At 63.3% G+C, this 22,182-nt stretch carries 12 protein-coding genes; 10 read left to right on the top strand and 2 right to left on the bottom strand.

From position 1 onward, the window contains the following. Positions 1-8: 8 nt before the first annotated feature. Positions 9-437, bottom strand: coding sequence for an Rrf2 family transcriptional regulator (locus JJ896_10250; protein ID MBO6780021.1), 429 nt, complete (start codon positions 435-437; stop codon positions 9-11). Positions 438-500: 63 nt separating this feature from the next. Here JJ896_10250 and JJ896_10245 point away from each other — a divergent pair, with 63 nt between their 5' ends. Next, positions 501-1,685 carry a tetratricopeptide repeat protein gene (locus JJ896_10245; GenBank protein MBO6780020.1) on the top strand — a complete coding sequence of 395 codons (1,185 nt, stop codon included), beginning with the start codon at positions 501-503 and terminating at the stop codon, positions 1,683-1,685. A 7-nt stretch (positions 1,686-1,692) separates the two neighbouring features. Here JJ896_10245 and JJ896_10240 read toward each other — a convergent pair whose 3' ends face one another. Beyond that, positions 1,693-3,471, bottom strand: coding sequence for a hypothetical protein (locus JJ896_10240; GenBank protein ID MBO6780019.1), 1,779 nt, complete (start codon positions 3,469-3,471; stop codon positions 1,693-1,695). A gap of 62 nt (positions 3,472-3,533) precedes the next feature. Here JJ896_10240 and JJ896_10235 point away from each other — a divergent pair, with 62 nt between their 5' ends. From JJ896_10235 to JJ896_10195, 9 genes are all read left to right on the top strand, one after another. Further along, the gene (locus tag JJ896_10235; protein ID MBO6780018.1) at positions 3,534-4,532 is read left to right on the top strand and encodes a LacI family DNA-binding transcriptional regulator; all 999 of its coding nucleotides are present in this window, start codon (positions 3,534-3,536) and stop codon (positions 4,530-4,532) included. 111 nt (positions 4,533-4,643) lie between these two features. Beyond that, positions 4,644-7,205, top strand: a complete 2,562-nt coding sequence (locus tag JJ896_10230) for a family 16 glycosylhydrolase (protein ID MBO6780017.1) — start codon at positions 4,644-4,646, stop codon at positions 7,203-7,205. Positions 7,206-7,519: 314 nt separating this feature from the next. Continuing rightward, positions 7,520-9,808: a T9SS type A sorting domain-containing protein gene (locus JJ896_10225; protein ID MBO6780016.1), complete on the top strand. Its 2,289-nt coding sequence runs from the start codon at positions 7,520-7,522 to the stop codon at positions 9,806-9,808. A 99-nt stretch (positions 9,809-9,907) separates the two neighbouring features. Next, positions 9,908-12,688, top strand: coding sequence for a TonB-dependent receptor (locus tag JJ896_10220; protein ID MBO6780015.1), 2,781 nt, complete (start codon positions 9,908-9,910; stop codon positions 12,686-12,688). 11 nt (positions 12,689-12,699) lie between these two features. Further along, on the top strand, positions 12,700-16,122 hold the full coding sequence (locus tag JJ896_10215) for a hypothetical protein (protein MBO6780014.1): 3,423 nt from the start codon (positions 12,700-12,702) through the stop codon (positions 16,120-16,122). Beyond that, entirely contained in the window at positions 16,119-17,171 is a 1,053-nt protein-coding gene (locus JJ896_10210) for a PorV/PorQ family protein (protein ID MBO6780013.1), read from the top strand. The genes JJ896_10215 and JJ896_10210 overlap by 4 nt, the downstream gene beginning before the upstream one ends. Next, complete coding sequence (locus JJ896_10205; protein ID MBO6780012.1) at positions 17,137-19,113, top strand: cellulase family glycosylhydrolase; 1,977 nt, start codon at positions 17,137-17,139, stop codon at positions 19,111-19,113. Before JJ896_10210 ends, JJ896_10205 begins: the two co-directional genes overlap by 35 nt. Next, entirely contained in the window at positions 19,110-20,537 is a 1,428-nt protein-coding gene (locus JJ896_10200; GenBank protein MBO6780011.1) for a peptidylprolyl isomerase, read from the top strand. The genes JJ896_10205 and JJ896_10200 overlap by 4 nt, the downstream gene beginning before the upstream one ends. A gap of 41 nt (positions 20,538-20,578) precedes the next feature. Beyond that, on the top strand, positions 20,579-22,180 hold the full coding sequence (locus tag JJ896_10195; protein MBO6780010.1) for a sodium:solute symporter: 1,602 nt from the start codon (positions 20,579-20,581) through the stop codon (positions 22,178-22,180). The last annotated feature ends 2 nt before the right edge of the window (positions 22,181-22,182 follow it).

The following is a 22,182-nucleotide window of genomic DNA, read 5'->3' as shown; positions in this document are numbered from 1 at the left end:
GTCTCCAGTCAGGGGCCCAGACGCAGATCGCCCAGGGTATACGCAGTCGACAGCGTATCGACCGTTTGCCGCTCAAACTCCTCCGCCAGCGCCGAACGATGCACCGCCCAGGCCTCATGCATGGGGCACGGCTTACGATTGCCGCAGCCTGGCAGTCCAAGGATGCACTCGGTGAACAGGGCGTCCCCGTCGATCGCCTCCACGATCTGTCGCACAGACACCTGTGACGCGGGTCGGGCCAACCGAACGCCTCCTGTGGGCCCGCGATAGGCGGACAGGATGCCCGCATCGACCAGCTGTCGCAGCACCTTCGAGAGAAACGTCGGCGGTATGTTCAGTTCGCCCGCAATAGACCGGGCGGGCACGAAGCCGTCCTGTTCCAGGGAGCCGAGGTAGGCGGTGGCTCGAACGGCGTATTGAGCTGCGGAGGAAAACACGAATGAAGAGTAGAGTGTCCAGAATACGGAACGGCAGAGCACGGGGTGGGTTCGCGCGCCAGCATGCGCGTATTGCTTCTCCTTCTTTGCATCGTGGCCGGCACCGCCTGTGGTGGCGCCAAGGTATCTCGCACTCCGTTGCCTGCGGAGGCCCAGGCCTGGCTGGACCGCGCGGCGGAGGCTGAGTCGGCGGGTGATTTTCTCCTGGCGCTGGTGCTGGCAGATTCGGCCGAGGCCCGGGCCCAGGGGCACCCGACCCCGCTCATTTTTCAGGCCGGCGTGCAGCTTGCCATGGGCCGATACGCGGCCGCAGACAGCCTGTATGCGCTGGGGCTCGAGGCCGATCCTTCCTACCCGGGCGCGTGGCTGAATCGCGGCAATGTGGCATTCACGCAGCGGCGCTTTCGCACGGCATCGAACTACTATCAGCGAGAGGTGCGCGATGAGGCCCGCGTCTGGCACGCGCGCGGTGCGGCGCTGGAGCAGGTCGGCGCGCTGGATAGCGCCAGCGCGGCCTTTCAGACCGCGGTTGACAGAGACCCCCTCTTTGCGCCGGCCCGGAAGAGCCTTGCCGAGTTCATGGAGCGTGGTGGAGATATCGACGGAGCTCTCCGCGAAGCCCGCGCGGCGTTTCAGATGGACTCTACGGCATCCGGATTGAGGCTCCTGCTGGCTCGTCTGGAGGCCAGGCACGGCGATGCCGAGCAAGGCGTGCGCCTGCTTGAAGGGATTACCCGGGCCGAACCGTGGAATTACACCGCCCGGTTCGCGCTGGGCCAAGCCCTTCAGAGATTGGGCGATGGGCGGGCTGCCGATGTTCTGGAAGCAGCGGACTCCGTGCGCGCTGCCGCGCAGCCCATCGAACGCATGGAAATGAACGCCAGAGACTTCCCGAGCGTCGAGAATCTGGTTCGGTATGCGGAAGGGCTGCGTCTGGCCGGCCGGCTCAGTGATGCCCTGGAAACGTATCAGCAGGCCGTAGCGCTGGATCCGGGAGATTTCCGTCTGGCAAGCAATCTGGCAACCCTGTACCTGCAGTCCGGGCAGACCGAGGAAGCGTTGGCCCGCTATCAGGGCATCATTCGCACATTCCCTCAGGCTCCGGAGCCGTGGATCAACCTGGCCCTGCACTTTGGGCGGGCAGGGGATCTGAGACAGGCCAGCCGGTATCTGGCGGGCGCGGAGGTCAGGGCTCCCGACCACCCGGCCGTGGTGCAGATGCGGGCGCTGATTCCGCGCGGGGGATAGGCCCGGATCAGTTTTGCACCACCGCCTGATAGCGCGCAAAGTATTGCTGCGCGCTCAACGTGTCCCCGCTCAGGACCAGCAGCCTGGCCGTGTTGAACAAGACGGACGGGTCCTCCGGGGAAATTGCCTCTGCCTGCCCCAGGGCCCATTCCGCCTCGTCGAGCCGACCCTGACGTAGAAGTACGACGCCGAGCCCCCCCAGGGAGAAGGCATCAGGCCAGCGGCTGGCTGCAAGCACGGCCAGACGAAGCGTCTCGTGGTCCAGCGCTGGGTTTTCGAGTCCGGTGCGCAGCCAGCGAAATACCAACTCCCGGTTAAGCGGCTGCCAGCTCACCAGTGAGCGTGCGGAGCGCAGCGCACTCAGCGAGTCGCCGGCGGCGAGCAGGAGCGCGGTGGCCTCGGACTGCGCGGTCTGAAACTGGGTGCGGCCGGTAACGATCATGGCAGCCAGAGAGTCGATCCCGCCACGCCGAAGCGCGGCAACGACGGGTGCCCGCTGGTTCGCCAGCACGGAATCCGGGTCGGGGTTGCGCACAAACGGGTAGTCTCCAAGCAGCCGGGCCAGCAGCAGATCTGCATGCGAGCGGTCCAGGTCGTCCAGGCCGAAGTCCGGCTCGAGCGCGATCCGAGGCTCCGGAGCGACCGAGCGGGCAAATGCCTCGGCCATCAGCCCATAACCCCGTGCACTGGGGTGGAGATGGTCGGTGAACAGATCGTATCCGGGAATTCCGGTGGCGCTGGCCGCATCGAACACCGGGCGCAGGTCGACTACTGTTGCCTCCGTTTGAGAGACAATCCACTGGTTGAGTGCGCCCGGCGCCCTGAACCGCAGGCCGTCCGCGTCGCGGGCCCGGGAGAAGGCGTCGCGCGCCGCATCCACCTCACCATTCCCGAGCAGCGCCTGACCGACCGCGAACAGGCTGTCGGCGTGCGGCCCTCCGGAGAGGGGCGCCTGTCCAGACAGATTGTCCACCAGGGTGCCCAGGACAACAGGCACTCCGGCCTCTCGAGCGGCATGCAGCAGCCGGGACATGTTTTGCCGGTACTGTTCAATGCCGGCTCGGAAGACCTCGCCACCTTCCGGGATGTCGGCCTCGCGCACCACCCGGGCCATCAGCGTGCGATCCGAGGGACCGGGTTGGCGGCGGTCGTCCTGAAACAGGCCTTCTGCCAGGGTGAACAGGACCGTCTTTCGCAAACGCAGGATGAGTCGCTTCAGCCAGGGGAGGTTCGCCAGTGCCGACTCCGTGGTGGCCACTCCGAATGCACCATAGAATTCGTTGTGGCCGGCATAGACCACGAACACGTCGGGGTCGTGGCTCAGCACTGCACGGCCAAGATCCAGCACGGTGTACGACGTCACCGCAGACATACTCAGATTCACGACCTCGACGTGCCTGTCCGGCATGGCCGCCTGCAGAAGCACTCCGAGTCTTCCCGGAAAGCCGTTGTAAAAGCGGTAGGGGAACCCTGCCGTGGTCGAGCCTCCGAGTGTGACTACCCGATACGTCGAGTCGGCTTTCTCATGCGCAAACGGCGTGAACGGCACCCCCGGTCGGAAGTCGCTGAAGTACCTCTCCACGTAGGCCGGATTCAGCGCCAGATGCGATCCCGATTCGTTGACTGGGATGAAGACCTTGCGACGGTCCTCCGCGACGCCGGCCGCGGACAGCGCGAACTCTACGAGAAGCAGAAGGACCAGCGGCAGCAGGAAGGCGGCGGTGCCAAACACCCATCGCTTGAGGGGTGGCGGGTTCGAGCCTTGTTCAGCGGGCCGGGAGGTCATACCTTGCGTTGAAAACCTTTTCAGACGGCTCGTCCTGTGCGGGCCCCAGCACTCAATTCAGCATGCCGACCACCATCAGGGATGTGGCCAAGCGGGCGGGGGTATCCATCTCCACGGTCTCCCGGGTGCTGAATAATACGGCCGCGGTCAATGAAGGCAAGCGCGAGCGGGTGATGGAGGCCGTGCGTGCTCTGGACTACGTGCCGAATCCGGCGGCGCGTTCGCTGCTGGGACAGGACACGGGTGGGATCGGCGTGCTGCTGCCCTATGTAGCCGGGGAATACTTCTCCGAGTTTCTCACAGGGATGGACTATGTGGCCAAGGACCACGGCAAGTTCCTGCTCATCTCAACCTCGCATCACGAGACCAAGGAGTGGCAGGCAGCCGTTCGAACGGTCAACCGTCGGGTGGACGGACTCCTTGTCATGGCTCCGCAGCGCACGCCGCGCCAGCTGAACCTGGACTCGTGGGCGCCCACCGTGTTCGTCAATACGCCGGTCGATCCCGACACCAATGCCGAGTTCCTGAATTTTGACGACCACGGCGGCAGCGCAAAAGCCGCGAGGCACCTGGTAGGGCTCGGCCACCGGCACCTGGCCTATGTACAGGGTCCGGAAGCAGCGTTCGATGCCTCCGAGCGGCTGCGTGGTTTCGCAGACACCGTGCGGGGAGCGGGCGGCCGGCTGACGGTGATCAAGGGTGGCTTCGAGCAGCGAGACGGATTCCGTGCGGCAGAAGCCATCGGGACCATGCGAGACCGGCCTACCGCGGTAGGCTGCGCCAATGACTACGCCACGCTCGGCTTGTTGTCGGGGCTACAGCAACAGGGGATCGCTGTGCCGGAGGACATCTCACTGGTCGGGTTCGACGATCTGTCTCCTGCGCGTTTCAGCAATCCCGCCCTGACCACCGTCAACGTTCCAATCCGGGAAACGGGGATCCGTGCCATCGAACTGGTGATCCGCAGAGCACTGGACGGGCCGACCGATCGTCCGGTGCAGGAGGTGATCCCACTTGACCTGATCGTGCGGGCCTCGACGGCACCGCCGGTCAAGGTCTGACAGCCCGCCGCCTGTCGATTGCGCCGGACCCGGCAGCTACGGAGATCCGTAACCAACCGCCTTGAATTCCGGGTGTCCGGCTACGGACCCCATCGCCCATTCCGAGCACCCATGAGAGCAGCTGGTCTTTTTGTAGCCCTTGTCCTTCTGAGCGCGCCGGCCTCCGCGCAGTCCTGGAATCTCGTTTGGGCGGAGGAATTCGACTACGTCGGCGCGCCCGATCCTGACAAGTGGGTGCATGATCTGGGAGCTGGTGGCTGGGGCAACCAGGAGGCGCAGTACTACACGGACCGTCTGGACAACGCCCGGGCCGACGGCGACCATCTGATCATCGAGGCGCGCGCCGAGTCGTTTGGCGGAGCTGCCTACACGTCGGCCCGTCTGAAGACCCGGGGCAAGGCCGCGTTTCGGTACGGTCGGGTAGAGGCACGGGCACAGTTGCCTTCCGGCGTGGGCACGTGGCCGGCCATCTGGATGATGCCCGAAGAGTCGGTCTACGGAGTGTGGCCGGCAAGTGGCGAAATCGACATCATGGAACATGTCGGCAAGGACGAAGGGCGGGTGCATGCTTCCCTGCACATGGGAGCCCGGAACGCGCCGATGGGCAACAATCCGACCGGCAGCCGACTGATCTCTGACGCTACCAGCGCATTCCACGTGTACGCGGTGGAATGGAGTCCGCGGGAGATCCGGTTCTACATGGACGATGAGCTGGTCAACGTGCAGACGCCGGGCACGTCGGAAGTCGGGAGCTACAGTGACAATGGCCTGGGCTACGAGTTCTGGCCCTTTGACCAGGATTTCCACATCCTTCTGAATGTGGCGATGGGTGGCCAGTGGGGAGGGCCGACCATCGACGACTCCGCCCTGCCGACGCAAATGCTCGTCGACTATGTGCGGGTGTACGAACCGGTCGGAGAGATCCCGGAGTCTACACTTACTGCGTCCGCCACGACGGTGAATCCCGGGGATACCGTCAATGTGTCCGCCAGCTCAAGCGATCCGAACGGCCAACTGGAGTCGCTCACGCTGCTGCAGTCAGGGGTGCCCATTGCCTCTGCCACGTCGTCGCCGCTTGAGATCTCCGCTGTCGGGGTCGCAGAGGGATGCTACTCGCTGACCGCGCGGGGAGTGGATGAAGCAGGCTGGACGGGTGACAGCGCGCCGGTTGAGGTGACGGTGGGCGCAAACTGCGGCCAGGCACCCATCACGATGGTTCCGCACGCCGTTCCCGGCACACTGGAAATGGAACTGTACGACCAGGGTGGCAACACCATTGCCTATCGCGAGCTGGACCAGGTCAATTCAGGGCGCGGATTTCGGGTTGACGAGAGTGTCGATATCGCGCCGCGCAGTGACACAGACGGCTTCTACGTGGGATGGATCGGCTCGCGCGAGTGGATCGAGTACTCGGTTCGCGTGGAGGCCGGCATCTACCGCATCGAGGCCGAAGTGAACGGGGATGGGGCCTTTGACCTCGAGATCGACGGGCAGGCGGTCGCGTCGCTGGCTTTCCAGGACGCGGGTGTTTGGACCACAGCGGAGGCGGTGAATGTGGATCTGCCCGGGGGCGATGTGGTGATGCGTTTTCAGCCGCAGGCGACCGGGTTCGAAATTGACCGGATTACCTTTGTGAACACGGGTGCGGTCCCGGAAGCGACGCTTAACCTGCCGCTCGACGGCACCCAGGTGCCCAGCGGGGGAGAGGTGCAGGCCTCAGCTACAGTCTCCGATGTCGATGGCGATCTGACGCAGGTTGAAATCCGGCAGGGCATCGCCCGAATGGAGAGTTTCTCGGCGCCGCCCTATGAGACGACCCTGAGCGATCTCTCGGATGGCTGCTATTCACTGAACGCCCACGCACGTGACGCGCGGGGGAACCGCGCGACCAGCGATCCTGTGTCGGTGCAGGTAGGAGCAAGCTGCGTGTCCGCTCCCTATCGCATGCGTCCCGAGATCATCCCTGGTGAACTGCGTGCGGCCTGGTTTGACCTTGAGGATGGGCACCTGGACATCGACGGGACGGATGCGCTGTTCCGTCCGGAGACTGTGGACCTTGCGGAAGACCCCGATGAGGGTGTGTACGTGACGTCCACCGTAGCCCGGGAGTGGATCCGCCACACGGTAACCGTCCGCGAGACGGGCTCGGCCGGCCAGTCCTTCCGCCTGTCCGCGCGGGTCCGTGTGCCTGACGCCGGCTCCTTCCAGCTGCGTTTCGACGGCGTGGACGTGGGCGATGAGCAGGTGCTGACGCCAACCGGTCAGGCCTGGGAAACGCAGGACCTCGGCCAGATACCGCTGGATCCCGGCACCGGGAAGTTGCAACTGCGGATCCGAACTGGCGGATTCGACATTGCCTGGATATCGCTGAGTCCAGAGGGAATCTCGTCGGTGGACGCGTCCGTGCCCGAGCTGGTCCGCCTCGGCACACCGTTCCCGAATCCTTCGCGAGAGCAGGTGCAGGTACCGCTTGAACTCGGCGCCTCGGCGCTCGTGCTCCTGGAGGTGTTCGATCTGCAGGGCCGTCGCGTAGTGTCCGGTTCACCGGAGCGGCTCCCGGCAGGGATGCATCAGCCAGGACTGGATCTTCCCGGGTTGGCGAGTGGCCTGTACATGATGAAGGTTTCGGTCGATGGGCTGGCGCAGTTCCGCACCATTACTCTGGTGCGCTAAGCGTGGAGCCACCGGAGCGGCCACGACGGGGCAAAGCCCATGATTGGTCGTCGTGACAAGATTTTCATCTTTGCGACCAGCGGCGGCAGCACAGGGTGCCGGAAAGCGGTTTTTGAGCAGTTTCGGCGGTTGACCTCATCGCTTGATGAGTGGCGGACGGGAGGCTGCCCTTGACGGCAGTATGAAAAGAGTTTACTTTCTTGAAAACCTTTTCAGGGAAGTTGCAAGAACACCCACCGCGCCCGACTTCGGCCAAGGTTCTTCCTGCCTGACTTCCTGATTCCGGCTCCCTGCCAACTCAACGATTTACCCTCATGCGAAACGCTACCGCGTGGACCCTTGCAGGTCTTCTCCTCGCAGCGGCCGTTCCTGCACAACTCTCCGCCCAGTCCACGGACCTCGGCGCAGAGTTCGTCTTCTTTGTGGACGGCACCAACGTGCTGCTGCCTGGCTATGACGGCCAGACGGTGGACGACCCGACTGACAGCTCCAACAAGGTTGCTCAGTTCACCTACGCCGACTGGGCAGCCCCCGGCTTCCAGCTCAACAGCACCGATGCTCCCCAGGGCGGTGACATGACCGCCATGGTCGGCGAAACAGCCGACTCCGGAAAGTCGCTCTACCTGCGCATGTGGGTTGATCCCGCGTTTGCCGGCAAGGCACTCTGCCCGGGCGCTGACAACTCCGCCTTCGGCACGGCCCCTGACGACTGCCTCTCTCTGACCTTCTTCGACTGGTCCGATGGCGGTGCCGTCGAAAACAACCGCGAGGGCCGCGTAAAGTGGTACATCCCGAACTGGGCGCGGAACGGCGAATGGCATGAGCTCGCCATCCCGCTGCCGGCCAGCAACGTGGCTGTGCACGACTCTGCCCTGGTTGGCAAGAAAGTCGACGGCTCCGCGCTCGACACGCCGCTGGATTCTCTGGCCGCCTACTGGGACTACGCCGGTGGCTGGTCCGGTGAGACGGCAGGTTGGGGCGGTACTTCCGGTACGCCGCACGGCCCGAACGATGACCGCTGGCAGGACTTCGAGTGGGACAAGGTGCGTGGACTGACGGTGCACTTTGACTACAACCACGGTGGCGCTGCCGTGCTGCTCGACAACGTGTACATCGGCGACTCCTCCACGGACATCTCAGCTGCTGCTGGTTCGCCGGCCGCCATGGGCGCTGTCTCGATGACCGCCAGTGGATCCGAGAACCTCATTTCCTGGACGCACAATCCTGACTTCGGCGGTTACAAGGTCTACGCCGACCTCGCCCCGATCACTCAGGCTCGCATCGACGCCGGAGAACTGTCCGCCATCGCGACCGTGCCGTTCAACGCGGCCGCCTTCGAAGTGACACACAGCATCGCCGTGCCTCACCCGAGCATGGCGCCGCTGGACGTGCACTACGCCGTCACCAGCACCAGCCTCTTCGGTGCAGAGAACACGGACGTGTCGGCCAGCGCAGGAAGTGTTGCCAACGCCGATCTTCCGCAGCAGCAGGTCATCTACGCGATGACCGATACCGACGCTGATCTGGCGTTCGACAACCTGGCTGCAGGAACGGTCTCCGACGACGGCTTCCCTGATGGAAACGCCTTCGTGATCAACCAGGCGCACTTCAAGACTGCCGGTGGCGTGCCCGACGACGACACCGACCTCTCGGCTTCGCTGAAAGTGGCCTTTGACCGCATCCAGGGCGGCACACTTTGGATCTACGCCGAAGTCACCGACGAATTCTTCTCCTTCCCGACTCAGAGCGATCCTGTCGAAGCCGGCAACGGTGGATGGCAGTATGACTCCATCGAAATGGGCTGGGGCTCGTACGATGTGCGTGACATCCAGGGTGGCAGCATCCTTGGCGGATCGCCGCACACCGAGTACGCCAACGGCTCCGAGCCGGACTACCAGCTTCGTCTCGTCGCCATGAGTGATGACGGCACGAACATCACCGGTGCCACGACCTTCTTCGCCGCCGACCAGCCGGGTTCCGCCGACTTCGGCGTGCCGGTGGCGTCTGGTGCGGCAGCTGACGTGCTCGTAGACGGCAGCGGCAATACCATCGGATGGAAATTCCTCGGTGCGATCCCGTTTGAGTCGCTGGCCGTCACCGGCCTCGATCACGTGGCCTTCGCACTGCCGGCCGACGACGAGTTCAAACTCGTCCCGTTCAACATCGCGCTGAACGACGCCGATACCGCAGGGCCGACCCGCGAGACCCAGATCCAGTGGTCGCTGAAGCCCAACGCCGACGGCAACTGGTGGCAGAATCCGTCCCAGTGGACCACCGTCGCCGTCGCAGGACGCGCAACGGCAGTGAACACGGAAGACGATGTGGAAACGCCGTTTACGTTCTCGCTGGATCAGAACTACCCGAACCCGTTCAACCCGGCGACCACCATCTCCTTCAGCCTGGCTCAGACCGGCAAGGTGCAGCTCTCCGTGTACAACGTGCTCGGACAGCAGGTGGCCACCCTGGTCAACGGTGAGATCATGTCTGCCGGTCAGCACGAGGTGCAGTTTGACGCCTCACAGCTTTCCTCCGGCATGTACCTGTTCCGTCTGGACGCCGGTGCGGAATTCTCCCGCACCCGCTCCATGATGCTGATCAAGTAACCCCCCCAGCGACCCAGGGGCAGGGCCGGTCTGGCCCTGCCCCTGGTCGTTTTCAGGCCTGAGCCCCGAGGGCCGGGCCTTTAAACTTTCCCCTGGACCATGGGACGAATCTCCAGGTGGCTACCCCTGGCAGCGCTGCTGCTCTGGATGGGGTACGCACCCTCAGCTTCCGCCGACACGAATTCGCCCGTCATCTACGGCAAGATTGCGGGAACGGTCATAGACGCCACGACGGGCGATCCGCTGCCCGGGGTGAACGTCGTCATTGACGGGACCACGCAGGGCAGCGTTACCGACCTCGACGGTCAGTATCAGATTCTTCGCGTGCGTCCGGGTACCTACGCAGTGCGGGCCAGCTTCATCGGCTTCGCCAGCCAGCTTGTCGAAAACGTGGAGGTGATCGTCGACAAGACCACCCGCGTCGACTTCAACCTGGCCGAGGAGGTGTTTGAAGGCCAGGAAGTGGTGATTACCGCTGAGCGCGGCGTGGTTCAGGTGGACCGGACCACGACCACTGCGGTGGTCAACTCGGAGCAACTCGAAGCGCTGCCCGTGACGTCCCTGAATGACGCCGTCAACCTCCAGGCCGGCGTGGTAGACGGCCGCTTTCGCGGGGGCCGATCCGGTGAGGTGGCCTATCTGGTGAACGGCGTGCCCATCAACAACGCCTTCAACAACCAGGCGGCGTTCGAGGTCGAACAGAACATGGTCGAGTCGCTGGAGGTGATCTCCGGCGTCTTCAATGCCGAGTACGGACAGGCGCAGTCGGGTGTCGTCAACATCGTCACCAAGGACGTTCCCGACCGCTGGAGCGGCTCCTTCCTGAGCTACATCGGCACGATAGCCTCAGGTCGCGAGGTGGAGTTCCTCGAGCGCACCGTCAATTCTGGCAGCTTCCTTTCTGCCGACGATTTCCAGTCTGTGATGGTGCCCTATTCGGAGGCGGCCGACGCCATCAACCAGAGCGACGTGCAGGTCTCTGTGGGCGGCCCCATCATCAAGGACAAGTTCGGTCTGCAGATGACCGGCAGGTACCGTCTGGATCGCGGCCACCTCATCGGCCGTGACCTCTTCGCGCCGAGCGACTCGTCCCAGTTCCTGAATTCCGGTTTGCCCAGCAACTTCTGGGTGATCGAATCCACCGGCAGCGGTGATTTCGTCTCCATGAGCGGCGTGGAGCGCCTCTCGCTGAACTCGACCCTCAACTACAAGCTGGGCCGGACCACGTTCGAGTACAATCTCTTCCTGCAGGACGGCAACTTCCCTGGTTTCAGCCACGGCTCGAAGTACGTGCCGACCGGGCTGAACACTGGCTACTTTTCCTCCCAGACCCACATTCTGTCGGCGCGCTATGCCGTGGGATCGAAGTCGTTCGGCACGGTCAGCTACAGCCTGTTGAGGGACAAGTATGACAGCTATCTCTACGAGAGTCCGTTCGACAATCGCCACCAGTCGAGTCAGCTGAGCTCGCTGGCCGGTCAGAACGCGTTTGCCGTGGGCGGCAACGACCTCTTTCAGGTTGACGAACTCACCCAGACGCATACGCTCCTGGCTGACTTCTCCAGCCAGCTGAACAATGTGCACCTGGCCAAGGCGGGCATCCTTGCCCGATTCCACAGCCTGGACAACACCTCGTTCGGCATCGAGAAGTCTTCCCGAACGCGCTTCCAGCCGCAGCCCTCTCCGGATCGATTTGCCGGGGACTCGCTGAAGGCCAGCCCCCTGGAGTTCTCTGCGTACATCCAGGACAAAATGGAATTCACGGGCCTCATTGTGAATGCAGGTCTGCGCTTCGATTACTTCGATCCGGACTACGCCATCCCTGTGAAATGGCAGCAGGCGGACGCGGAGGAGGTCGCTGTGACGACCATCGACCCGAACACGGGCCTCGAAGTGCCCACCGGGCAGACGACGTCCAACCGTGAAGACGCCGACGTCAAGATGCAGCTATCGCCGCGTCTCGGCATCGCCTTCCCGATTTCGTCGACGGGGGTCATGCGCTTTTCGGCGGGTCTCTTCTTCCAGACGCCGAGTCTGAGCCTGCTGTACACGAACCCGGAGTTTGAAGTCAACCCGGCCTCCAGTTCAAACCAGTTCGGCAACGCCAACCTCGATCCGGAGCGTACACTTTCGTTCGAGGTGGGTCTGCAACAGGGCCTGACTGACAACATGGGTCTGGAGCTCACGATCTTCTCGAAGGACGTACGCAATCTGACGGGGCAGGAAATTGCACGACTGCCCAATGGAGACTTCGCCGTTCGCTGGATCAACCGTGACTACGGCACCATCCGCGGACTGACATTCTCCCTCTTCCAGCAGCCGGGGGCGAATCTCTCCTGGACGCTGGACTACACCCTGCAGTTTGCCGAGGGGACCTCCTCCGATCCCGGGGAGGCGTTCGGCCGCCAGCAGTCGGGCCTCGATCCGATCCTTTCGCTGGTGCGGCTCAACTGGGACCGGCGCCACGTGCTGAACAGCACGGTGACGGTTACCCCGGTAGAGGGGCTTCAGGTCACGATGATCAACCGGTTGCGCAGCGGTGAACCGTACACCACGGTACGGGACTTTGTGCGGTCGACCCTCACGAACAATGACGACCGGCCGCTGCAGTTCTTCTCGGACCTGCGGGCGTACTACTCGCTGCCGTTCACGTCGCGCGACGTTCAGGCCTTCCTTCAGGTCGAAAACCTGTTCGACGTGCCGGTCCAGTACGCGGTTTACGCGTCGACCGGGAATGCCGAAGAGTCGCTTGAAAAAGAGCTCGTACGCCAGACGGGAGGTGCCGTCGGCGGACTCAATTCCCTGGACGAGTTCTTCTATCGCCAGGACTGGTACTCACCGCCGCGGCGTATTTCCCTCGGCCTGAACGTCAAGTTTTGATGCCAGCGCATATGTACAGACTCCCTGACTCCGTGCGTCGCGCTTCCTTCGGCGCTTCCTTCGCCCGACTTCTGGTAACCGGCTTTCTGGCCCTGGCCGTGCTTCCGGTTGCCGCTCAGGAAGGTTCAAGTATCCCAGATGAGTACCGGGGCGATGAGGACTGGATTGCCCGCGGCATCCTGGACGGCAACCTGATCGAAACCAACTTCCGAAACCACGGCGAGCTGTCTCGCTGGTCCGACCTGCCCTGGGGCGTCTGGCCTCGTGGGATCGGCGGCAGGCACATCGACGGCATCGGCCTGCTCGTGGCGGGGCGCGTGCCCGGTGAGCGGGCGAAGTGGCCCAGCTATGGCGGCCTTGCCGATACGCTTGTGAACCCGGTGCTGCTCACCTACCGGGATGCCGGCAAGCGCCTTGGTCCCGACGGCACGCTCTGGGGATGGCTGCCGCTGAGCGGCTTCCACAATCCCGACCGCATCAACCGTCTGGGAGAGCGCGAGCCCACTCCGGCACTGTCGGACGACCCGAGTTCCTGGCCGCAGTTCTGGCCGGATCGGCTGGAGAATCCCGACGACCCGGGTTGGGGCGGTCAGTGGAATGGATTCTTCGGTCGCGGCGTGTTCAACGCCGACCTGGAATCCTTCTACGTAGTCGATGACTACTCGGACAAGGAGTACCACCTGGACCCGGACACGGGGTTGCCGCTTTCCCAGTTTGGCGTGTTCTATCCGGATGCTGCCGACTCGACAAAAGGAGGGCTCGCCCTGCAGTCGACCGTCCGGCTCTTCCAGTGGGCAAACCTGCTGGCGGAGGACACCATGTTCATCCTCTACAGGATTACGAACACGGGCTCCTTTGATTACCGCTTCAATCTGGCCGGCGACGAAGGCATCTTCTTCGCGCAGATCATGGACTACGGTCTTGGCAACGAGGAGGGTGACGAGAACGCGGCATTCGACCCCCAGGTCGACATCACCTACGGGTGGGACCAGGATGGCATCGGACAGCGCACGGACGGCACCCTCTATGATCTGGGCTATACGGGCTTCGCATTTCTCGAAAGTCCGGCCCGGCCGAACGATGGTCTGGACAATGATGAGGACGGCATTGCCGACGAGCAGCGTTTTGGTGGAGCGGGAGATCGCATAGAAGGGCAGGACGCCATTGCCGCGGCTGTCAATTCCCGCTACGACATGATCAACTTCGAGCGCGTATATGGCGCTCTGGAGGACCGGCCGGCCTACAGACGGGGCGTCTGGTGGACGGGGGATGAGAACCTGGACTGGGTCGGATTCGAGGATGCCAATGAGAACGGTGTCTACGACTCCGGCGAACAGGTTTTCTCCGATGTGGGGCGCGACGGCAAGGGCCCGTTCGACCTCAACTATCCGGGTCCGGATGACGGGGAGGCGGACGGCATGCCGACCCCGGGCGAACCGGCCTTTGACGAACTCGACGTGGACGAATCGGACCAGATCGGCCTGACCGGCTACGACCTGAATGCGAGGCCGTTCTATGAGTCGGGAGACAACCTGCGGGACGACACCTGGCTCTTCGACCGCGTCTTGAACTTTGCGCAGTTCCCGCTGGGTACCGCTCCGGCAGCCGAGACCGCTGATGTCGAACCGTTCCTGATGTATGTCTCGGGGCCCGTATCCCTCGCTCCGAACCAGACCGACTTCTTCTCAACGGCGTGGCTGTTTGGCGAGGACGAGAACGACTTCTTCAAGAACCGTCGCACGGTGCAGAGCATCTACGACAACGACTACAACTTTGCCCAGCCGCCCTTCACGCCCACGCTGACGGCTGTGCCTGGAGACGGACGTGTGACCCTGACCTGGGATACCCTGGCGGTGGCGTCCTTTGACCGGTTCACGCAGGAATTCGACTTCGAGGGCTATCGTTTGTACAAGGGCACAGACCCGCTGCTTTCGGACTCGCGCCTGATTTCCGACCTGAACGGTACGCCGACCTTCTACAAGCCCATCGCCCAGTGGGACCTGGACAACGGCCTGCGCGGCCCGGTCACGGTGCTGGGCGGGGAATCGGTGTACAACCTGGGCTCCGACTCGGGACTCAGCTACTTCTACATCGACGAAGACGTCACCAACGGTCTGACGTATTACTACGCGCTGGTCGCCTACGACCGCGGCGTGTATGCGGATGACGGCACCACCGAATTCGATCCGCAGGAGAACGTGTTCAACATCTCGGTGGACCTGGCAGGAAACGTGGTCGGCGTGTCCCAGAACGCGGCCATTGTGATTCCGAGATCGCGGCCGGCCGGACTGGTGGATGCAGCGACCAACGAAGACCTGTCCAAGCCCACAGAGGGCATTGGCTCGGGGAGCATTGATGTACGCATCGTGGTGCCGGACCTCGTCAAGCCGGAGAATCCGTACCAGATGCGGTTCTTCTCAGGCCCGTCTGACGTGCCCGGCAACGACCTCTACGACACGGTGGCCTACGAGTTGTATGACGCGGGCACCGGTCAAACGGTGATCTCGCGCAGCCCGCTGGTAGGGGTGACGCCGATGATCGATGGCTTTGTGGTCGAGATCAACAACTTCGAGGTCATCCCGAACCAGATCACGTATGACCTGGACCGTACCGGCTTCCTGGCCAACCCCGGTACCGCAAACGAGATCTATGGGCTGGATCCGCGCAGCCTGGACGGCTACGACTCGAACTGGGTGGTGGATGTCAAACGGGACTCGACCACGCTGTTCACCCACTCGCCGTTCGACTACGAGCTAGTCTGGGTGAATCCTGCCGACTCGGTCTACACGCCGCCGCGCTTCGGATTCACGTTCCTGCGGGACGACTATCCCTTCTTTGCCCGCAACGCGACGACGGGGGAGACCATCGATCTCTTTGTCGAGGACAAGAACCGGAGCCAGGATTTCGATTCAGGCGATGAGATCATCATCGTGGAGAGCGAAGGCCGCACGCGGAAATTCCGCTATCGCGTCAAGGTGAACATTCCCGAGGGGGAGAACTCCAACCCACCCGAGCCCGGGCAGAGTCTGCGCATCACCACGCTCAAAGAGTTCTTTGACGGGGACATGTTCCAGTTCACGATCCGGGACTCGTTCATTGATCCGGAGATCGCCAAGTCCGAGCTGGACGACATCGCCGTGGTGCCGAATCCCTACGTGGGTGCATCCGGCTACGAGCAGCGCTCGCAAATCTCCGGAAGGGGTGATCGTCTGATCAGGTTCACGAACCTGCCCCGGACCTGCACCATCAGCATCTTCAACATCCGCGGTGAACTGGTGAAGACCCTGCGCCATGACGGTGTCGGCTCCGACGGTGCGCTGTTCTGGGACATGAAGACCGAGGGTCTGCAGGACATCGCCTACGGCGTGTACATCTACCACGTGAAAGCTGAGGGCATCGGCGAGCATGTGGGCAAGTTTGCGGTGATCAAATGACGAACGCTCGATTCAACTTCCGGCCGGCGCTTCTCATTGCTGCGCTCCTGCTGATGGCCGCTCACGACGCGACGGCACAGAGTCGTGTCGGTACGACGGCGGCTCCTTTCCTGACGCTCGGAACCGGGGCTCGCGGACAGGCCCTTGGTCACGCGTACACCGCGCTGGCCCGCGGACCGGACGCCCTGTTCTGGAACCCCGGCGCGGCCTCCCGTCGCCTTTCCTCAGGTCAGCTGGGCGGTGCCTACTTCACCCACCATGACTGGATCGCAGGCATCAGCTATGACGGTGCCGGTGTGGTCGTTCCGGCGTTCGGATCATCCGTTCTGGGGCTCTCGATGGCCGTCGTGAACTACGGCGACATGGAGGTGCGCACGGTCGCAAGCCCCGAGGGCACGGGCGCCACGTTCTCCGCGGCCGACCTCAGCCTGGGACTGACGTATTCCGCACCGCTTACCGACGCCTTCCACTTCGGGAGCACGGTGAAGTATGTGCACCAGCGCATCCGTGACATGCGCGCCAGCACCATCGCTTTCGACTTCGGCTTCCTGCTCGTGACGGAGTACTTCCGCGGCTTGCAGGTGGCGGCTTCCATCAGCAACTTCGGCGGCAAGATGCAGATGGACGGCATCAATTCGGAGCGCAACATCGACATCGACGAGAACAATACGGGCTCCTCCGAGAGCATCCCGGCCCGCCTCCGCATGGATCGGTGGGATCTGCCGCTCTCGTTCCGATTTGGAGTCGCCATGCCCGTCGTGCAAACCGGGCCTGTCTCCGTGATGGCAGTCGCAGACGCACACCAGACCAACGACAACAACCTGAACTCGGACGTGGGCGCCGAACTGCGCTATCAGACTCGCACCGTCACGTTTGACGCCCGCGCGGGCTATCGCGACGGCTTCCTGGACAACGTGGACAGCCACCTGTCGCTGGGAACGGGCATTGAGGTGCAGGTGGCCCAGGTAAGGTTCGGCTTTGACTTCGCCTATGTCCCGCACGACCTGCTTGACGATGTGCGGATGTTCGATTTCCGCATCCATTTCTAGGGCGCTTGCCATCGGCCTCTTGCTGAGCCTCGGGGCTGTCCCCGGGGCCAGCGGCCAGTTGACGCCGCAGGAAGCGGCGTCGGCCATGTTGCGTGGCATCAACATGGGCAACACGCTGGAGCCGCCGCTGGAAGGCGGGTGGAATAACCCACCGGCGGAGGAGTACTACTTCGACGACTACCTCGCAGAAGGCTATGCCACGGTGAGGGTGCCTGTGCGCTGGGATCAGCATACCGCCACCTCCGCCCCGTATGATGTCGATGCGGCCTGGATGGACCGGGTGGAGCAGGTGGTCGACTGGGGACTGTCTCGTGGCCTGTTCGTGATCATCAATGCCCATCACGACGACTGGATCAAGCAGAATTACGCGGATGCTTCGCAGCGAGCCCGGTTCGACGCCATCTGGACGCAGATCAGCGAACGTTTCCGGTTGAAGTCGGATAGCCTCTTCTTCGAGATCATCAACGAGCCGAAGGGACTGACGCGCGAAGAGGTGGACGACCTCAATGACAGGGTGCTGCGTATCATTCGGCGCACGAACCCCACGCGCATCGTCATTTTCTCCGGAAACGAGTGGTCAAACGCCGCAGAGCTGGTGGCGGCCGCCGTGCCAAGTGATCCCTGGCTGATGGGCTACTTCCACTCGTACGATCCCTGGGCATTCGCGGGTCAGGCGACCGGGACCTGGGGCACCGAGTCCGACAAGGCAGAGCTCGGCGCCCGCTTCCAGATGGTAGCTGACTGGTCGGCCACTCATGGCATTCCGGTCTTGATCTCGGAGTTCGGTGCGCTGCGCATTGCCGACTACAACAGTCGCATGGCTTTTTACTCAGCGTATGTGGAGCAGGCCATCCGTCATGGCATGCCGTTCCAGGCGTGGGACGACGGGGGCGACTTCCGCATCTACGAGCGCCAGGATCGCATCTGGCCTGAGGTGAGCGACATCCTGCTTCATGGACACCCTGAGGCGCCGACCAACCTGGCGGCCACGCAGCAGGACAGCCTGATCCACCTCTCCTGGACCCACCGAAGCACCATGCTGTCCGAGGTGCGTGTCGAGAGGCGCCGGCGGGACGGTTCGTTTTCGACCATCGCCACCCTCGACGGCAGCGCCGACACGGTGACCGACTCGACCGCCGTGGGCGGCTACGCCTACGACTACCGACTGTGGGTTCGCCATGCCCTGGGTGGCGAAGAGTACGTCACGTATCCGATTCGGGTAGACATCGCGCCAACGGCCCGCGCTCCGTTCTTTGGGACTCCGCACGTCATCCCCGGCGTGATTGAGGCCGAAGACTATGATGAGGGTGGTCAGGGGCTCACGTACTTCGACACGACCCCGGACAACATCCCCGGCGGTTACCGGGAAGGCGGCGTGGACATTGAGCCGGCCACCGGTGGCGGGTGGCATGTGGCCTACGTCGAGAGCGGGGAGTGGCTGGAGTACACGGTCGATGTGCAGCAGGGCGGTCCGTACGATATCACTGCCAGGTCTGCTTCCCTGAGTGGTCGAGGCCGGTTTCGGGTTCAGGTCGGCGACAGTGTCAGTACCCTCATCCGAGCTCCTCGCACGAATGACTGGCAGGTATTCGAAGACGTTCAGGCTACCATCAACCTGGTGCCTGGAGAGCAGGTGATGCGGCTGGAAATGCTGCTTGCGCAGCCTTTCAATGTGGATCGGCTGACCTTTACCCCGGCCGGTGCTACCAGTGTGGAAGACGGGCCGCGCGAACAACCATGGCAGCTCTATCCCAACCCGACCAGTGGGCGGGTGCACATGGGTGCGGGCGCATACACCGTCTGGGATCTGTTGGGCCGAGAGGTGGCTCGCAGCGAGTCTTCGGCTCCCACAACCCTTGACCTTTCCCACCTGGCGCCCGGCGTGTATTTCGTTCGGGAGGCGCAGAGGTCGGAGAGTTTGGCCCTGGTTGTCACCCAATGAGGGTACTTCTGCTCCCGGCCCTGATCTCCCTGGGGGTGCTGACCGCCGCTTGTGGCCCCGAGCCCGAGCAAACCCGCTTTGATCAGCGTCCGGTTGCGGTCGCCAACGAGGATTCGGTGACCGCCGCGGAGTTCACGAGCAGCTTCGTCACGTTCCTGATCGGCACCGGGCTGAACGACGACCTGCAGACGCGTCGCATCCACCTGGAAAACATGATCGACGCCGAACTGCTTGCCCAGGAGGCGCGGCGCCGTGGTCTGGCCGGAGATTCCCTTGGCCTGCTGCGAGCAGACCTGGAGCGCAGACGGGCGGTGGGCGCGCGCTTTTTCGAGGAGGCGTTTGTCGAAACACTCCCTCCGCCTACCGAGGAGGAAATCCGGCAGACGTTCGCGCGTTACAAGGCTCAGGTCGTCGTTCGACATCTGTACTTCACCGACCCGGACGAAGCCCGGGCCTCCTGGGAACGGCTGGAAGAGGGGGAGGACTTTCTCGTGGAGGCCGCCCGTGTCTACGGACTGGCGGACGTCGACTCGGCCGCCGGATTCCTGGGCCCGATTCGATACTTCCAGATGGATGACGCCTTTGCCGAAGCGGCGTTCGAACTGGAGCCGGGAGCCTACTCGACGCCGGTGCGCTCCCGGTTCGGCTGGCACATCATCCGCGCCGAGGACATCTGGCAGAGTCCGCTCTTGACCGAGTCCGAGTTCCAGGTGCGGCAGGGCGGCCTGTCGAGCCAGTTCCGATTGCGCCGCCGGCGTCTGGAGGGCGACCGCTTTGTGCGCGGCTTCATGGAATCCCTGGAAGTGCAGGCGGAAGGCCCGGCCATTACAGCCCTCGGATCCATGCTGCGCGACCTGTCTCCGGACCCCGGCCCGGTTGCCGGCCCTGTGCTTGCGCCCGAGGTCGGAGATCGCATTCCAGCCTCGGAGCTGCGCGCCATGATTGAGCCTTCGACTCCACTGGCCACCTACCGATACCGCGGGGCAGAACGCGCATTCACGGCCGCCGACTATCTGGCTTGGCTGCCTTTCCTGCCGTTTCAGGAGGCGCGCAACCGGACGGCCGCGTCCGTAGGCCGCGCGCTGCGCAACGAAGTGTTCTACCTGGAGGGCCTGCGCCGCGGGCTCAACGATCAGGAAGCGTCAATCATAGTCGACGACGCGCTGACCAAGTGGCTTGCCTCCCGCATGCGAGACTCCCTGCGCGCAAATCCCATCGACCCGACTGCGGAGCAGCTGCGCATGGCCCTCGAGCGACTTGCTCCGCGTGCCGACTACAGCGTCTTGCCAGAGGATTCGCTCCGTCTGTTGGTCGCCCCGGCGGTGGCCGAGGTGGACTTGCTGACCCGTTTGCGGCAGGACGCGTCGATTCGGGTGGATGAGGCCCTGTTTGATTCCCTGGCGTGCTGGCATGGGGACTGCTGAGACCCATATCCTCCGCCCACCCTTCATCTGAGCCCACTTTCATGTCTGGCTTCCAACTATCCGGCCTCGACCTCTTCATGGTCGCGGCCTATACGGTCCTGATCATTGTGATCGGGGTCTGGGTTGGGCGCAAGACGGAGACATCCGAGGACTACTTTCTCGCTGGCCGATCACTGATCTGGCCGATTGTCGGATTCTCTCTGTTCGCGTCCAATATCTCGTCGAGCACGCTCATCGGTCTGTCCGGTGCAGCCTACTCCACCGGCATCGCAGTCTACAACTACGAGTGGATGGCGGTGATCGTACTGATCCTGTTCATCTTCGTCTTCCTGCCGTTCTACCTGCGCAGTAAGGTGTACACGATGCCGGAATTCCTGGAGCGTCGCTTCGACCAGCGCTCCCGGTACTACATGGCCTCGATCGTCATCGTCGGCAACGTGCTCCTGGAGACTGCAGGCGGATTGTATGCAGCCGCGCTGGTAGTCCAGCTCGCGTACCCGGGCATCGAACTCTGGCAATCCATCGTGGTGCTGGCGGTTCTTGCCGGTGCCTACACGGCGGTCGGCGGACTCAAGGCGGTTGTGTACACGGATACCATTCAGGCGGTGCTGCTGCTGATCGGCTCGGTGGTGATTTCCGTCATCGCGTTCAACCAAATCGGATCATGGGCCGAAGTCACAGCCGCGGTGCCTGCGGAGAAGCTGAGCCTCGTGCGTCCGCTTGACGATCCGAACCTGCCCTGGCTCGGCCTCATCACGGGCGTGCCGCTCCTCGGCATCTATTTCTGGTGCAACAACCAGTTTATGGTGCAGCGAACGCTGGGCTCAAAGTCCCTGGATCACGGGCGATGGGGTGGTCTCTTTGCAGGCCTGCTCAAGGTGCCGGTGCTGTTCATCATGGTGCTGCCCGGCACGTTTGCCATCCTGCTGTACCCGACGCTCGACAATCCGGATCTGGTCTTCCCGACGCTGCTCTTTGACCTGCTACCCACCGGGATCCGCGGACTGATGCTGGTCGCCCTGGTGGCGGCCATCATGTCGAGTATCGACTCGACGCTCAACGCAGTGTCCACCATGGTCACCATCGACTTCGTCAAGAAGCTTCGGCCCGAGACTCCGGACGCGCGCCTGGTACGAGTCGGCCAGATTGCCACGATCGTCGTGATGGTGCTCGGTGTGCTCTGGGCACCCCAGATCGCTCGATTCGAGAACCTCTGGGACTACCTCCAGGAGGTGCTGGCCTATATCTCGCCGCCCATTGTAGCCTGTTTCCTCATCGGTATCTTCTGGAAACGTGCCAACGGCACCGGGGCGTTTGCGGGTTTGCTGTTCGGCTTCTTCGTAGGCATGCCGGCGTTCGCCTTCCGGGTCATGACCCGCCTGGACATGAACCCGATTATCGAGGTGACCATGCCGTTCCTGTACGTGGCACCGCTGCTGTTCCTCGCGTGCTCGGCCGTCATCATCGTGGTCTCGCTGATGACTGCTCCACCATCGGCTGAGGCTCAGGAGCTGGTCTGGACCACCGACGTGTACCGTCAGGACACCGAGGCGCTGAAGGGCGTGGCCTGGTACAAGAACTACCGGATCCTGTCCGTCATGCTGCTTGTGCTCACCCTGGCTGTCGTGTTCTGGTTCCGGTAGAG

The sequence above is a fragment of the Rhodothermales bacterium genome (assembly GCA_017643395.1).
GTDB lineage: Bacteria > Bacteroidota > Rhodothermia > Rhodothermales > UBA10348 > JABDJZ01.
The sequence above is the reverse complement of the archived record's forward strand: the minus strand, read 5'-3'. Positions and strand labels throughout refer to the sequence as shown.

Bases quoted from the DNA above. Each gene is read 5' to 3' on its own strand.
- JJ896_10245 (MBO6780020.1), top strand. From the start codon at position 501: ATGCGCGTATTGCTTCTCCTTCTTTGCATCGTGGCCGGCACCGCCTGT.
- JJ896_10240 (MBO6780019.1), bottom strand. From the start codon at position 3,471: ATGACCTCCCGGCCCGCTGAACAAGGCTCGAACCCGCCACCCCTCAAG.
- JJ896_10235 (MBO6780018.1), top strand. From the start codon at position 3,534: ATGCCGACCACCATCAGGGATGTGGCCAAGCGGGCGGGGGTATCCATC.
- JJ896_10230 (MBO6780017.1), top strand. From the start codon at position 4,644: ATGAGAGCAGCTGGTCTTTTTGTAGCCCTTGTCCTTCTGAGCGCGCCG.
- JJ896_10225 (MBO6780016.1), top strand. From the start codon at position 7,520: ATGCGAAACGCTACCGCGTGGACCCTTGCAGGTCTTCTCCTCGCAGCG.
- JJ896_10220 (MBO6780015.1), top strand. From the start codon at position 9,908: ATGGGACGAATCTCCAGGTGGCTACCCCTGGCAGCGCTGCTGCTCTGG.
- JJ896_10215 (MBO6780014.1), top strand. From the start codon at position 12,700: ATGTACAGACTCCCTGACTCCGTGCGTCGCGCTTCCTTCGGCGCTTCC.
- JJ896_10210 (MBO6780013.1), top strand. From the start codon at position 16,119: ATGACGAACGCTCGATTCAACTTCCGGCCGGCGCTTCTCATTGCTGCG.
- JJ896_10205 (MBO6780012.1), top strand. From the start codon at position 17,137: ATGTGCGGATGTTCGATTTCCGCATCCATTTCTAGGGCGCTTGCCATC.
- JJ896_10200 (MBO6780011.1), top strand. From the start codon at position 19,110: ATGAGGGTACTTCTGCTCCCGGCCCTGATCTCCCTGGGGGTGCTGACC.
- JJ896_10195 (MBO6780010.1), top strand. From the start codon at position 20,579: ATGTCTGGCTTCCAACTATCCGGCCTCGACCTCTTCATGGTCGCGGCC.